The sequence below is a fragment of the Pelistega sp. MC2 genome (genome assembly GCF_900099475.1).
Lineage (GTDB): Bacteria > Pseudomonadota > Gammaproteobacteria > Burkholderiales > Burkholderiaceae_B > Taylorella > Taylorella indica.
In genome coordinates, this window is record NZ_LT628275.1 from 626,772 (window position 1) to 639,406 (window position 12,635).

14 protein-coding genes are annotated in these 12,635 nt (G+C 38.1%); 5 read left to right on the top strand and 9 right to left on the bottom strand.

All coding sequences use genetic code 11. The features are described from left to right. The first annotated feature begins 1 nt into the window (after position 1). The 5 genes from ccoO to BQ4443_RS08510 are packed head-to-tail and all read left to right on the top strand — an operon-like array spanning position 2 to position 3,555. A complete protein-coding gene (gene ccoO, locus BQ4443_RS08490; RefSeq protein ID WP_023948891.1) occupies positions 2–676 on the top strand; it encodes a cytochrome-c oxidase, cbb3-type subunit II in 675 nt (224 codons plus the stop codon). Between the two features lie 35 nt (positions 677–711). Then, positions 712–849 carry a cbb3-type cytochrome oxidase subunit 3 gene (locus BQ4443_RS08495; protein WP_371128781.1) on the top strand — a complete coding sequence of 46 codons (138 nt, stop codon included), beginning with the start codon at positions 712–714 and terminating at the stop codon, positions 847–849. A 10-nt stretch (positions 850–859) separates the two neighbouring features. Next, on the top strand, positions 860–1,762 hold the full coding sequence (gene ccoP, locus BQ4443_RS08500) for a cytochrome-c oxidase, cbb3-type subunit III (protein ID WP_071058569.1): 903 nt from the start codon (positions 860–862) through the stop codon (positions 1,760–1,762). Between the two features lie 32 nt (positions 1,763–1,794). Further along, complete coding sequence (gene ccoG, locus BQ4443_RS08505; RefSeq protein WP_023948887.1) at positions 1,795–3,288, top strand: cytochrome c oxidase accessory protein CcoG; 1,494 nt, start codon at positions 1,795–1,797, stop codon at positions 3,286–3,288. A gap of 18 nt (positions 3,289–3,306) precedes the next feature. After that, the gene (locus tag BQ4443_RS08510; RefSeq protein ID WP_071058570.1) at positions 3,307–3,555 is read left to right on the top strand and encodes a hypothetical protein; all 249 of its coding nucleotides are present in this window, start codon (positions 3,307–3,309) and stop codon (positions 3,553–3,555) included. A gap of 250 nt (positions 3,556–3,805) precedes the next feature. Here the strand turns inward: BQ4443_RS08510 and BQ4443_RS08515 are convergent, their stop codons facing one another. From BQ4443_RS08515 to BQ4443_RS08555, 9 genes are all read right to left on the bottom strand, one after another. Next, positions 3,806–4,450 carry a helix-turn-helix domain-containing protein gene (locus tag BQ4443_RS08515; RefSeq protein ID WP_245586935.1) on the bottom strand — a complete coding sequence of 215 codons (645 nt, stop codon included), beginning with the start codon at positions 4,448–4,450 and terminating at the stop codon, positions 3,806–3,808. A gap of 220 nt (positions 4,451–4,670) precedes the next feature. Further along, the gene (locus tag BQ4443_RS08520) at positions 4,671–5,705 is read right to left on the bottom strand and encodes a TadE/TadG family type IV pilus assembly protein (protein WP_071058571.1); all 1,035 of its coding nucleotides are present in this window, start codon (positions 5,703–5,705) and stop codon (positions 4,671–4,673) included. Positions 5,706–5,895: 190 nt separating this feature from the next. Beyond that, positions 5,896–6,810, bottom strand: coding sequence for an Hsp33 family molecular chaperone HslO (locus BQ4443_RS08525; protein WP_071058572.1), 915 nt, complete (start codon positions 6,808–6,810; stop codon positions 5,896–5,898). A gap of 39 nt (positions 6,811–6,849) precedes the next feature. Continuing rightward, positions 6,850–7,371 (bottom strand): gamma carbonic anhydrase family protein, encoded by a 522-nt coding sequence (locus BQ4443_RS08530; protein ID WP_071058573.1) that lies wholly within the window; start codon positions 7,369–7,371, stop codon positions 6,850–6,852. 43 nt (positions 7,372–7,414) lie between these two features. Then, on the bottom strand, positions 7,415–8,779 hold the full coding sequence (locus BQ4443_RS08535) for an AMP-binding protein (RefSeq protein WP_023948875.1): 1,365 nt from the start codon (positions 8,777–8,779) through the stop codon (positions 7,415–7,417). 118 nt (positions 8,780–8,897) lie between these two features. Continuing rightward, on the bottom strand, positions 8,898–9,401 hold the full coding sequence (locus BQ4443_RS08540; protein ID WP_023948873.1) for an RDD family protein: 504 nt from the start codon (positions 9,399–9,401) through the stop codon (positions 8,898–8,900). Beyond that, complete coding sequence (locus BQ4443_RS08545; RefSeq protein ID WP_071058574.1) at positions 9,402–10,925, bottom strand: THUMP domain-containing class I SAM-dependent RNA methyltransferase; 1,524 nt, start codon at positions 10,923–10,925, stop codon at positions 9,402–9,404. 11 nt (positions 10,926–10,936) lie between these two features. Continuing rightward, on the bottom strand, positions 10,937–11,362 hold the full coding sequence (locus BQ4443_RS08550; RefSeq protein ID WP_031274534.1) for a CopD family protein: 426 nt from the start codon (positions 11,360–11,362) through the stop codon (positions 10,937–10,939). A 5-nt stretch (positions 11,363–11,367) separates the two neighbouring features. After that, positions 11,368–12,627, bottom strand: a complete 1,260-nt coding sequence (locus BQ4443_RS08555; protein ID WP_071058575.1) for a glutamate-5-semialdehyde dehydrogenase — start codon at positions 12,625–12,627, stop codon at positions 11,368–11,370. Positions 12,628–12,635 lie beyond the last annotated feature (8 nt).

Below are 12,635 nucleotides of genomic sequence, written 5' to 3' on the forward strand. Positions count from 1 at the left end.
AATGGCTAGTAATAAAAAGTTTTTCTCACATGCAACAATCGAAAAAAATCTTAGTATCTTGATTTTTCTATCAATTTTGGTAGTGTCATTTGCTGGATTGGTTCAAATTGTTCCATTGTTTTATCAACACTCTACAACAAAAGCAGCACCAGGCGTTAAACCCTTAAATGCATTGCAGTTGGTTGGTCGTGATGTGTTCATCAAAGAAGGTTGCGTAGGTTGCCATAGCCAACAAGTACGTGTATTAGCTTCTGATGTACAACGTTATGGTCCTTATTCAGTTGCTGGTGAAAGTGTTTATGATTACCCATTCTTATGGGGTTCTCGCCGTATGGGTCCAGATTTGGCTCGTGTTGGTGGTCGTTATTCAGACGATTGGCACCGTATCCACATTCGTGATCCACGTATGGTTGTGAAGCAATCAAATATGCCAGCATATTACTGGTTACAACATAAAGATGCATCCAATACTAATATCCAAAATCGTATGATTGCCTTAAACAAACTTAATCAGTTCCATCAAGGTGAGCCAATGTATTCTGAAAAAGAAATCGCAGATGCTCCTAATATGATTAAAGGTAAAACTGAGGAAGATGCAGTGATTGCTTACTTGCAAAGTCTTGGTGTCGGTTATGTGACTGCACTACGTGAGCAAGAAATCAAAAACAAACAATAGGAGATCAAAAAAAAATGGCTTTCTTGAATGGTTTCATGACCATTGTCTCGATGGCAGTATTTTTTGGTATCGTTTGGTGGGCATGGTCCAAATACCGTGTTCGTGACAACGAAGAGGCGGCACAGTTGCCGTTCTCCCTACCAGATGAAGAAGATTTGGATCATAAAAATTGAGAGGTAAATCATGAGTGATTTCTTTAGTAGCGGTTGGAGTTACTGGATCACCGCTATTGCATTAGGTGGTGTAGCCTTTTGCTTGTGGCTTTTGTTCACACAACGTTCATTCTTAGGTAAGTCTCCAGATATGACTGATACTGGTCATGAATGGGACGGTATTACTGAGTATAACTACCCAGTACCAACATGGTGGACAATCATGTATTTGGGGCTATGTGTAGTTGGTTTAGCCATTATGTTTTTGTACCCAGCTTTGGGTACTAATCCTGGTAAACTAGGCTTTACATCTACAGCTCAAGCAAACCAAGAGCGCGATAATCGTTTGGAAAAATTAAAGCCAATTTATGCTAAGTTCGATGGTCAGTCGATTGAGCAATTAGCGGCTAATTCAGACGCACGTGCTTTAGGTGAACGTTTATTCTTAAATAACTGTGCACAATGCCACGGCTCTGATGCCAAAGGTGCACCAAACTTCCCTAACTTAACTGATAATGATTGGTTATGGGGTGGTGAGCCAGAAACAATTTTACAAACAATCACCGAAGGTCGTCATGGTATGATGGCACCATTAGGCGCTGTAGTTAAACCTGAAGAAGCAGTACAAATTGCGAACTATGTACGTTCTTTATCTGGTTTAAGTCATGATGCAACATTGGCGCCATTAGGCCAAGTGAAATTTAATCAAATCTGTGTAGCCTGCCACGGAGCAGATGCTAAAGGTAATCAAATGCTTGGTGCACCTAACCTAACAGACTCTATTTGGTTAAATAGTTCTTCTAGAGAAGTAATTGTAAAAACAATTCTAGAAGGGCGTAGTGGTGTAATGCCTGCTCAGAAAAACAACTTAACACCTGAGCAAATTAAAATGTTAGCTGCTTATGTTTGGGGCTTATCAAACAACAAAAAATAAGTATGTTAACAAAGTAAAAGGATAGTATATAAATGAGTACTGAGAATCAAAAGCCAGAGATGGAGGATGAAGAGATTCCTGCATGGCAACCTGAACAAACATTACGTATTTCTGATGAAGAAAGTGATCGCTTAGTTAGTGAAGCGACGGCTAAAATTTATTCGAGATCGGTTAAGGGAAGATTTGCTAATTGGCGAATTTTTATGGTTCTCTTTACTCAGCTTATTTACTATGGTTTACCTTGGCTCCAGTGGAATGGTCGTCAGGCATTCTTACTGGACTTAAGTGCACGTAAGTTTTATTTCTTTGGGCTTGTATTATGGCCCCAAGATATTTTTTATCTTGCTATTATTCTTATCGTTTCTGCATATGCGTTATTTCTATTTACCGCATTGGCAGGACGTTTATTCTGTGGGTATGCCTGTCCTCAGACGGTATATACAGAAATTTTTATGTGGGTGGAGCGTTTCACAGAAGGTGATCGTGTCCAACGCATGCGTTTAGATAGTGCTCCTTGGGATTTTCGCAAAATCCGTATCAAAACAACAAAACAACTATTGTGGATTTTAATTGCTATCTGGACGGGATTTACCTTTATTGGCTATTTCTCACCGATTCGTCAAGTATTTTTTGACACCTTAAATGGTGATTTAACAACAGCCCAATGGTTCTGGTTTATTTTCTATGGATTCATGACTTATTTGATGGCTGGTGTTTTACGTGAGTCTGTCTGTAAATTTATGTGTCCATATGCACGTTTCCAAAGTGTAATGGTGGATAAAGATACCTATGTTGTAACTTATGATAAAACACGTGGAGAACCTAGAGGTAAACGTTCTAAAAAAGTAGACCCCAAAGCAGAAGGATTAGGGGACTGTATTGACTGTACCATCTGTGTACAGGTTTGTCCGACAGGGATTGATATTCGTAACGGCTTGCAATATATGTGTATTGGTTGTGGTGCCTGTGTGGATGCCTGTGATGATGTAATGGATAAAATGAATTATCCCCGTGGATTAATTCGATATACCTCTGAATATGGTATGTTGAATGGTTTAGATAATAAACAGGTTCGTAAACGGTTATTTAGACCTCGTATTTATGTATATTTAACCTTATTAGCTATATTAGTTCTAGGGTTGGTGACATCATTGAGTTTACGTACACCTCTTAAATTAGATGTTGTTCGAGACCGTGGTGCATTAGGTCGTGAAATTCCCGGTGATTTGATTGAAAACGTATACCAAATTCAAGTCATCAATATGACAGAAAAAGCAGAAAAATTTACTGTAGGTGTGAATGGGGATGGTATGAAGAATGCTAGAGTTATCCTAGAAAGCTCGCAATCAAATACCATTGACATTGCTCCTTTTAGCAATAAATGGATTCCGTTAGTTGTTCAAGCACCATTAAGTGATTTAAAACGTGGGGAAATCTATAAAATTGATATTTGGGCGAAAGCGGATACTCAAGAGCATGGTGAAATTGATGCAGATGAAGAAAGTAGCTTCTATGTACCAAATTAATAAAGAAGGATATACTACATGAATAAGCAACAGTCACAAGATAGAGATACAGGTCCGTGGTATAAAGAGCCTTGGCCATGGATTCTGATGGCTGGTCCACTATTGACCATTCTAGGATGTATTTTGACTATTTATCTTGCATATAATAAAAATATTGATGCAGAAATACCTGTTCATGCTTATACACAAGGAAAGTTCGTCAGTCGTGAAGCTCATGAAATTCCTAATGTGTTTCATTCAACACAAGAGGCACAAGAGAAAAAATAGCTGATTGGCGATGGTGTTATTTAAATAAGAGGCCCTTATCGAGTGATAAGGGCTTTTTGTTGTTGATACGTAGATATATTATTTTCGACGTCCAGGTTTTTATACTGACGCTTATGTTGTGGTGACTAATCTTGCAAACCTGCATGTTAAAAATAAAACTTGTTAATAGTCTGAGTCCTTATCAGTCGTGATAAGGTTTTTTTGCTGTAGATAAAGTAGTGATAAAAAATAAAGAAAGCTATTTGTAAGGCTAATGAGCAGTATTTACTATATCTTTAAGGGCATCTCTATTAAGAATTCGGACTGTTTTTTGTTGTATTGCTATGAACCCTTCTTTTTGGAATTTTGAAAGAATCCGACTTGTTGTTTCTAGCGTTAAGCCAAGAAAATTACCAATGTCCTCACGATTCATACGCAAATTAAATTCATGTGAAGAATAGCCTAAGTGAGCGAATCGTCCAGAAAAGTCTAATAAAAAGGTAGCAATTCGTTGTTCTGCTTTTAAAGAGCCTAAGCACAATAATAGTTGGTGTGAGCGAGAGATTTCACTATTAAGTAATTGTCGAATCTGATTCTGTAATATAGGAACATGCCGAGAAATTTGATCAAGATTATGATTTTTCATAACACATACTTCTGTATCTTCTAATGCAATAGCATTGGATAAGTACGTGTCATTTGATAATGCATCTAGACCTAGCACTTCTCCGGGCAAGAAAAAGCCAGTGATTTGTTTATGGTTTTGATGGTTATCTAACTGTGTTTTGATAGATCCTGTGCGAATACTATAAATAGCCTCCGCTTTTTGACCTAATCGGAATAAATACTCGCCTTTCTCAATACGTATACGATCTTTCACTAGAGTTGCTAGCTGTTCAATTTCATGAGTAGTCATGCCACATGGCATGCATAAAGCTCTTAGGCTACAACTTGCACAATGAATTGATGATGACTCGTTTGATAAAGTAGGTTTATTCATTATAGGTACGATAAGTCTGTTGTTATTGTTGTTTAGAACAGTGCATAGGATGTTTTTTCGTAAGGTTAACATCCAAGAGGGACTCAATGATGATGACCAATACATCAAGTATTACGTAATATTGGTTATTTTACACTTATTCAGAACAACATAGGCTAATACCACACAAAGGATGATGTTCTGTGTGATCCTCAGAGTAGCCTAATGATAATGTATTTTCTATTTGATTACCATTTTGTTTTGATATTATGGGGTATTTTATGCTGTTTTCTGAGTTATTTGAGGGTTCAATAAGAACAGAAGGAGGATATTCAGGTATTGGAGAAGATGATGGTTGATTAGAAGGTAAGTGCTTGGACTCATTTTGTTTAGATAGTAAAGAATGTTTTGTACACCAGATTCCATGGCAGTTAGTAAGAGGAGATGGGGAGAGTTGCTGTGAATGATTTGAAGGTATTTGGTCCGTATAGGCTAAGTTAATCACCTTACCATTTTGTAAACTAGGCCAACGCAATGGGTGTGATTGCATAGTGAGTTTGGCAGAGTGTCGGATCGGTAAAAAACCTTTTTTCAATAATTGATTGGCATAATTGTGCGTAGAAGAAAATTGTTTAAATATATAGGATATCCCTGGCACAATAGGCTTATAAGGATAAATAAGTGATAGGGATAAAGTGTTTGCATCAAAGATTCGTTGTCCTGAAAGCTTACCAATGCCTTTTTGAGTGTCTTGCTCTTTTTGATAATTATTGTCTATGCCTATTAATCCTTTTTGCAAAGCGATTGGTAAATCTTTACGTTGGAAATCGATAAAATGCTGCTGGGTTGGTGTGTGAATAGTGATTTGCCAAGGAGCTAAATTGGTTTGTTTGTGGATATCATCAAAATAGGCTTGCCTGTATCGTGTAATCTTAGTGGGGGTTTTAGTAGTATGAGAGATAAATAAAGGATTTAGTGATTGCTCAAATGTTTGTTCTAAAACCTCCGGTTGAGCATAAGCCAAAGAAGCTTGTCTCGCTGCGTCAAACAATGCTAAATCAAGAATATGACGTGTATTATGCCAACGCATTAACTCATAAGCACCTAGACCAATTAAAAGTACTGGAATACCGATGAGCAAAAACTCAATAGATGTTATACCACGATGAGTATAGAATAAGAAATTTGGCATACCCAATCCTTTTAACTATAGGGATAAATGAGTATGCCAGAATAAATAATAGAATGAAATTGTGGGAATTACATACAGCTAAGATGCCGTTGTAATAAGGAGGCTTCATATTCTCGTAAATCTATTGATGGGGAAATATTTATGCCTTTGGGTATGTTTATCAATGCTATTTAAGCGATAACAAGGTCAATTAGTGTTTTTGTAGACTTTCATTAGCTGATTGATCTGGCAAAAATAATTTTGCACTATCGATAGTATCAAAAACATATGGTTTACCACAAAAATCACAAGCTACAGTAATTTTATTTTGTTCTGCTAGGATACTTTCTACTTCATCTGCACCTAGCATTTTCAGCATATCCGCTACACGCTCTCTACTACAGCTACAAAACCATGAAACGTCTTGAGCAGGGTAGGCGATAAGAGATTCTTCCCAAAATAAACGGTGAATGAGAGTATCTTCATCGATACTTAGCTGTTCTTCAGGCTTAATCGTTTGTGTCAACATTGTTGCTCGCTCCCAAGAGTTATCTGCCACCTCTTGGTCGATCGATTGTCCTCCTGTATAAGGAAGTTTTTGTAAAAGAAGTCCCGTCGCCTTGTTTTCATTTGCAGCTAAATAAAGATGTGTTTCTAATTGCTCAGAGCTTTTCATATACAGAGAGAGGACATCAGCAACGGTATCACCTGTAAGAGGGACAATGCCTTGATAAGCTTGCTGACCTTCTTGGCGATTATTAGGGTCTAATACAACAATAAATCTTCCTTGCTTATTAGCATTTAATAAGGATTGTAGATTATCGGTGTCTTTTATAACGAATTCTTGACGGGTTTTAATAGTTGCTCGTAATTGCAAGTGTTGATTACATTCCACCACAATAAGAGCAATTGGACCATCGCCTTGTAATTGTAAAACGAGGGAACCATCAAACTTAATATTAGAAGCTAATAGTACGGCAGCCGCACTGAGTTTACCCAGTAAATTACGTAATACTGGGTGATAAGTTTGATGAGCAAGTGTCTCTTGCCAAGTTTGGCTAAGATTCACGGTTTGGATACGCAAGCTGCGATCTTCAAATAGGTATTTTTTAAGAGTGTCTTTCATATCATCCTATATGGGGATGAGGATAATTATCACAAGAGTTTAACCAATCTTTTTTAAGTTATCGTGATAATTTTTACCTTGATGGACATAGTGCTCAGTGCCTTCATGTGCTCTTTTTAAATCCTCATCTGTTAGGGTTCGAACAATTTTTGCTACCCCAATAACAAGAGAGTTATCTGGAATTAATTTTCCTTCAGGAATAATGGCTCCGGCACCAATAATACAGTTTTTGCCTATAACGGCATTGTTCAAAATCACAGCCTGCATACCAATAAGACTACCTTCTCCGATAGTACAGCCATGAATCATTGCTTGATGGCCAATAGTCACGTTCTTTCCAATATAGAGAGGCGTACCCACATCAAGGTGGAGGATTGCTCCTTCTTGGACATTACTATTTTCATCAATCACAATGCTATCGTTATCACCACGAATAGCTACATTAGGCCAAATACTAACATTAGCCTTTAGTGTTACGTTACCGATAATTACTGCATTTTCAAAAATGTAGGCACTTGGGTCAATGGATGGTATTAAATCGCCTAGTTGATAAATTGCCATAGTAAATTCTCTTTATCAGAAATTTCAAATGGCAATTTATTGATTAGTCCGCCATTTGAGGGTTATGTGAAGCTCGCCAGAAATAACCGTCACTATCTAGACGAGCACGTATTCCAGTGTTATACCAATTTTGTGCAAAAGCTGCAACAGATTGTATGTGTGCTTGTGACCAAAAAGAAAGAGATAGAGCAGGGTCATTATCCCCATTTTTATCTTGTGCATTAACACATAAATAACCAACTTCGTTGGTTGCTGCTCTCTCGCCATTTTCTTTAATAATAGCTAATAAGTGCCCAGGAATTGCCATACCCATGCTGCCTGGCTGACTAGGCCATTTTTCAGTTGATTCAGCAATGATGTAAGAAAAGCCTAATGGCATGCAAATACTATTGAGACTTGCATTAAAACGATTTTTCACCCAGTCAGTTAGTTCTGGTGTAACTTCATTATCAGGGCAAGTAATACAACGAACAGCCAACTCAAATTCATTCAGCGAATCTTTGTACTCTTTAATGCGTAATAACTCAGCACTTGACGTTAATATATTGGTAATTGGATAGTGATCCAATAATGTGAACAGACGTGGGATTGTTCGCCCACTTGGGCAACCTACGATAGTCCGACCAAAATAAAGAGTAGGTAATAATCCACCTAATAATCCTAATGGAGTACTCCAGTCAAACGTCGTATAGAAAATATCATGTTTTTTGGGAAACCAATTTTGAGAAGCCACAAAACCAGGTAATGAACCAACTAATGCTTGATGTGTAATAAGGGTAGCTTTTAACGGCTCATCATTCGGAGTGTCAGGGTACAACATAATAGCAGGAGTATCTACACTCGCTGTATGGGCAGTGAATTGATTTGGCTGTCGAGCTAATAACGTACGCCAAGGAATAACACGCTCATCTTCAGTATTAATGCCAATAATCTGTTTGAGACTTTGGCGAAGAATAGGGTTATGGTCAATGGCATTTGTCACTGGGGCAATCGTATGTTTATCAACAATGACAAATTTGGCACTACAATCAATTAGACGCTTATCGTATTCTGTATTAGTCAAACCAGCTTTGAGAGGTACAGCAATAGCCCCAACAGTTATCGCTGCTAAAATAGTAATAGCAGTTTCAGAGGAGTGTTGTAGTGCAATAGCGATTCTATCTTGAGGATGAATACCCATTCTCATAAAACCGTTTGCTAGTCGATTAACTCGCTCTGATAACTGCCCATAAGAAAGGCTAGTTAATTGTCCCACTTGGTCTTCAAAGTAAATTGCTGCTTGTCTAGCCTCATGAGGACTATCAGCCCATCGATGGCAGCAAGCATTGGCAATATTAAAGTTATTTGGGACATACCATTCATAGGTATTAAATAATGACGCGTATTGATTTAAGTTTTTTGCCGACATAAATTGTTCAAAAAGCTATATTTTTCTCACTCTATTATATGAGTAATACGCACAGATTACCAGAGCTTTAAGGCTAAAAAAGGTTAAGTTAACGACTGGTTTGATTAATCAACCTTTTTTATTCTTTTGGCTTGGTATCAATAAGTAAGGTCTTAGACAAACGATCATGTAAAAATAAGCCTTGTCCATCAAACCAAGAATAAATGAAATTTAGGAATGGGGCAAAGACAATTAGCATGGTAATTGATTTCCAACCCAGATAATCTGACAATAAATGAACCAAAAAGGCGCCAATTAATGGAAAAATCCATGCCGTAATATAACGAATGATCAGTTGTTTGATTGTGGGGGGGGATTGATCCCGATTCACTAATTTAATTCCCCATGTTTTCATTGGCAACGTTTGGCTCTTTCTATACCAAGAAAGCACAAAATAGGCACCAATGACGACAAATAACACCGTTTGACTAATCCAATATAGGTAATGTGGATCTGTTCTTTGGGTCAGACTATCGAAAATATATGAAGTGACAAAGACTAATGCTAGCAATAGCATACCTTCATACATTTGGCTAGCAAAAATTTTTAATCGACGTGGTCTAGGTAAAAATGGTGTATTCATTTATTTTTGTCTATAACTATCACTAACCATCTCAAAACCGAATAAACGACATTCAATATCTCCATTGAAGATAGGAGTTCGACGGTTTGGTTTTAATCTTAATTTTTTTGGAAAGTCCATATCGTTAGTAATGACATGGACTTGCCAGCCAGAAAAATTGTTTTTTAATACCGAAGACCACTCTCGCCAAAAAGCCTCATCTTCTGCGCCTAACCGTTCACCATAGGGAGGGTTAGTGATTAAAAAGCCAGCTTGTGCACATGGTGCCGTGGCTTGTAAGGCATTTTTTAATCTAAATTGAATACTTGATGAGGGAAGTTTGGCTCTGCTTAGGTTCGATTGTGCAGCTTGAATGACTTGACCGTCAATATCAGAGCCAAAAAGAGGTGTTTCTAGAGAGGTATCAATATTGTCAAAAGCAAATTCTTTTAACTCAGACCATGTTTTACGATCCATTCCTCTTAGGCGTTCAAAGGCAAATGGGCGGTGAATGCCGGGAGGGATACCTAAAGCAATCCATGCCGCTTCAATTAAAATTGTTCCGCTACCGCAGAAAGGATCATACAGTGGCTTAGAGGGATCCCAGCCTGCAAGTGCTAAGATACCTGCCGCTAAATTTTCTCGCAGAGGTGCTTGTCCTTTATCGTAGCGCCAACCACGTTTAAATAGTGATTCTCCCGATGTATCTAAATACAATGTCGCTGAGTCTGCATCCAAAAATAAGTGTACTTTAGCATCAGGACGTACAGTATCAATGCTGGGGCGTTCACCCTCTAGCTCACGTAAGTGATCAACGATACCATCTTTGGCGCGTAAGTTACAAAATTGTAGGCTTTGCATGGGACTACGAATAGCCGAGGTATCTACTCGTAAGGTTTGCTCTGCACCAAACCAACGCTCCCATGAGACTTGACGAGCTAGTTCATAAATATCATCTTCTGTGCTCACTTTCGCGTAGGCAACTTGTACTAAGATACGAGTGGCTAAACGAGAATAAAGGTTGGCTTTCATTATGCCGGCCCAGTTCGTCTTGAAGAAACAACCAGATCGACCGACTCGTACCGCATCAAAGTCTAAACTTTCAAGTTCTGAGGCAAGTGCTTGCTCTAGGCCAATTGGGCAAGGGGCAAAAACATTAAATACTTCATCATGATAACTAGCATATTGTGCTGGCTGGGTAAATGTTGATTTAGGTTTAAAGCGATTACCTGGGCGATTTTGGTTGGCAAGACGCTCTTCAATGCTAGGGCGATTCTTTGCATAACCTGCGGTTCGTTTTGCTTGGAAGCTAGGTTCATTATAGCGGTCAAAGCGTGCATTAAACGAAGCTTTTTCTGAGCGTTTTTCAGGTTTATCCTTTTTTTCTAGTGCTACGTTAGTATTAGCGTTAACACTTTTTTGAATTTCTTTGATAGCGACATTTTTTGCACGAGCACCAGTACGCACACGTGCCTTATCATTATTTGCTGTGGAACGTGTACTTGTAACAAGACTAAGTTTTTTACGGGGAGTTTGGTCTGTCATAAATTAATATATTAGAAGGGTTTAAGTATTACTAAGGTAACGACAACCAAAAGTAATAATAGCGGAGCTTCATTGTACCAACGGAAGAATATATGCGATTTAGTATTTTTTCCTTGTTCAAATTGCCGATGAATTTTAAAGCAAGAAAAATGGTATAACAAGATAAAACCAACAATCAGTAGTTTAGCGTGTAACCATCCCATACCGGCACCGATATTGAATTGAATCATTAGCCATAAACCAAAAATAATAGCAGGAATAGCAATAATCGTCATAAATCGCAATAGGCGTTTGGACATACCAAGCAAGTATTGATAGACGATAGGATTATCCTGATTTTGGGCTAAATTCACGAAAATTCGTGGTAAATAAAATAGACCCGCAAACCACGATATAACGAAAATTATATGTAAAATTTTAAGCCATAAATATAGCATATGCATTAATCTCTTGTTTGACCATGACCAGTAAGAACCCATTTGTAGGTGGTTAAACCCTCTACTGCAACAGGACCGCGTGCATGTAGGCGATTTGTGGAAATACCAATTTCAGCGCCCAGTCCATATTCATAGCCATCGGCAAATACAGTAGGCAAATTAACATAAACACTAGCCGAATCAACCTGCGTTTGGAACTTTTCAGCGGCTTGCATATTTTCCGTAATAATGGACTCAGTATGACCAGAACTATATTTTTCAATATGGCTGATGGCATCATCGATAGAGTCTACTACACGGATGGCAAGAATTGGGGCTAAAAACTCTGTTTCCCAGTCACTTTCAGTCGCTTTTTGAGCATTTTCGATATAGGGCAATGCTTGTTCACACGCACGAATTTCTACCCGTTTCTCAGTGAGTTGTTGGGCTAGAATGGGTAATAATTTGGCTGCTTTAGATTGATGTACTAACAGTGTTTCCATTGCGCCACAGATACCATAGCGGTAGCTCTTAGCATGAACAGCTAATTTGATGGCCATATCATCATTTGCACTTTCATCGATGTACATATGGCAGTTGCCATCTAAATGCATAATAAGAGGTACTTTGGATTCGTTAGCTAAGCGTTGTAATAAACTTTTACCTCCTCGAGGGATAACCACATCGACATAGTTATTCATAGTGACTAAATGGCCTACTGCCGCTCTATCTGTCGTCGGAACAATTTGTACGGCATGTTCTGGAATATTAGCAAAAAGTAGTGCTTTTTGAATAAGATCAGCTAAGGCTTTATTAGAATTAAAGGCTTCACTACCTCCGCGCAGAATTACCGCATTACTCGCTTTAAGACATAAAGCAGCGGCATCAATGGTGACATTAGGTCTAGATTCGTAAATAATGCCGATAACACCTAGCGGAATGGTCATTTTAGCAATTTTGATACCATTAGGCATAATTCTAGTAGCACTCAAACTACCAATTGAATCATCTAGTCTGGCGATTTGTTTAACGCCATCGACCATTGTATTAATAGATTTATCAGACAGTTTTAGGCGATCTAATAATGCAGGCTCTAAGCCATTTTGTTCGGCTAAGAGTAGGTCTTTTTGGTTCTCAGCCTTTAAATAGTCAGCATTTTGTTCAATTAGCTCAGCTAAATACCACAAAGCTTGCTGTTTTTGTAGCTGTGTTACTAAACGCATTTGTTTTGCGGCTAATTTTGCTTGTTGTCCAAGCGTATTTATTTGCTCTGCTAAAGTCATCATAGGTTTTC

What these genes read in the sequence shown, in the direction of transcription:
- ccoO (WP_023948891.1), top strand. Translation starts at nt 2, where the DNA reads ATGGCTAGTAATAAAAAGTTTTTCTCACATGCAACAATCGAAAAAAAT.
- BQ4443_RS08495 (WP_371128781.1), top strand. Translation starts at nt 712, where the DNA reads ATGACCATTGTCTCGATGGCAGTATTTTTTGGTATCGTTTGGTGGGCA.
- ccoP (WP_071058569.1), top strand. Translation starts at nt 860, where the DNA reads ATGAGTGATTTCTTTAGTAGCGGTTGGAGTTACTGGATCACCGCTATT.
- ccoG (WP_023948887.1), top strand. Translation starts at nt 1,795, where the DNA reads ATGAGTACTGAGAATCAAAAGCCAGAGATGGAGGATGAAGAGATTCCT.
- BQ4443_RS08510 (WP_071058570.1), top strand. Translation starts at nt 3,307, where the DNA reads ATGAATAAGCAACAGTCACAAGATAGAGATACAGGTCCGTGGTATAAA.
- BQ4443_RS08515 (WP_245586935.1), bottom strand. Translation starts at nt 4,450, where the DNA reads ATGACTACTCATGAAATTGAACAGCTAGCAACTCTAGTGAAAGATCGT.
- BQ4443_RS08520 (WP_071058571.1), bottom strand. Translation starts at nt 5,705, where the DNA reads ATGCCAAATTTCTTATTCTATACTCATCGTGGTATAACATCTATTGAG.
- BQ4443_RS08525 (WP_071058572.1), bottom strand. Translation starts at nt 6,810, where the DNA reads ATGAAAGACACTCTTAAAAAATACCTATTTGAAGATCGCAGCTTGCGT.
- BQ4443_RS08530 (WP_071058573.1), bottom strand. Translation starts at nt 7,371, where the DNA reads ATGGCAATTTATCAACTAGGCGATTTAATACCATCCATTGACCCAAGT.
- BQ4443_RS08535 (WP_023948875.1), bottom strand. Translation starts at nt 8,779, where the DNA reads ATGTCGGCAAAAAACTTAAATCAATACGCGTCATTATTTAATACCTAT.
- BQ4443_RS08540 (WP_023948873.1), bottom strand. Translation starts at nt 9,401, where the DNA reads ATGAATACACCATTTTTACCTAGACCACGTCGATTAAAAATTTTTGCT.
- BQ4443_RS08545 (WP_071058574.1), bottom strand. Translation starts at nt 10,925, where the DNA reads ATGACAGACCAAACTCCCCGTAAAAAACTTAGTCTTGTTACAAGTACA.
- BQ4443_RS08550 (WP_031274534.1), bottom strand. Translation starts at nt 11,362, where the DNA reads ATGCTATATTTATGGCTTAAAATTTTACATATAATTTTCGTTATATCG.
- BQ4443_RS08555 (WP_071058575.1), bottom strand. Translation starts at nt 12,627, where the DNA reads ATGATGACTTTAGCAGAGCAAATAAATACGCTTGGACAACAAGCAAAA.